At 63.7% G+C, this 1,096-nt stretch carries 1 protein-coding gene; it reads left to right on the top strand.

The window, feature by feature from the left end:
• Positions 1-1,096: DNA mismatch repair protein MutS (gene mutS / locus A3754_RS21630; RefSeq protein ID WP_082904814.1), on the top strand; the 1,096-nt coding region annotated here is incomplete at both ends.

The following is a 1,096-nucleotide window of genomic DNA, read 5'->3' on the forward strand; positions in this document are numbered from 1 at the left end:
ACGGCTATTACATTGAACTGTCGCGCCGGGAATCCGACCAGGCGCCGGCGGATTACCAGCGCCGGCAGACCCTGAAAAATGCCGAACGTTTTATCACCCCGGAACTGAAAGAGTTTGAAGACAAGGCCCTGTCCGCGTCCAGCAAGGCGCTGGCGCTGGAAAAGCGTCTCTACGAAGCATTGCTGGAAAAAGTCGCCGCCGACCTGCATGCCCTGCAGCGCAGCGCCGCCGCCGTGGCCGAGCTGGATGTGCTGACCTCACTGGCCGAGCGCGCCGAAGCGCTCAACTGGGTGCGCCCGCAGCTGGTGGACGACGATTCCATTATCGAAATCGTCGATGGCCGCCATCCGGTGGTGGAGCAGGTATTGGACGATGCCTTTGTGCCCAATAGTCTGCACCTGGACGATGCCCGCCGCATGGTGATCATCACCGGCCCGAACATGGGCGGTAAATCCACCTATATGCGCCAAACCGCGCTGATTGCCCTGCTCGCCCACCTGGGCAGCTGCGTGCCGGCGGCCAGTGCCCGCATCGGCAGCCTGGACCGCATCTTTACCCGTATCGGCTCCTCCGATGACCTGGCCGGTGGCCGCTCCACCTTTATGGTGGAGATGTCGGAGACCGCCAACATCCTCAACAACGCCACCGCTCAGAGCCTGGTGCTGATGGACGAAATCGGCCGAGGCACCAGTACCTTTGATGGCCTGAGCCTGGCCTGGGCCGCCGCCGAGCACCTGGCTCGCAACCTCAAGGCGTTCACCCTGTTCGCCACCCACTACTTCGAGCTGACTCAACTGCCGGAGCAACTGCCAGGGATTTACAACGCCCACCTGACTGCCAGCGAACACGATAACCGCATTGTGTTCCTGCACCGGGTACAGGAAGGCCCGGCCAGCCGCAGTTATGGTCTGCAGGTGGCCCAGCTGGCCGGGGTGCCGGCGGGGGTGATCCAGCAGGCCGGTGAAAAACTGCGCGAGCTGGAAGCCGGGCAAAACCTGACGGTGAACGATGCACCGCCCACGGTCATCCCCACCGCCCGCACCCCGACAACGATGCCGGCCCAGGCCAGCCTGTTCAGTGAGCCCAGTGCCGTGGA

This window comes from Alcanivorax sp. HI0083, assembly GCF_001635175.1.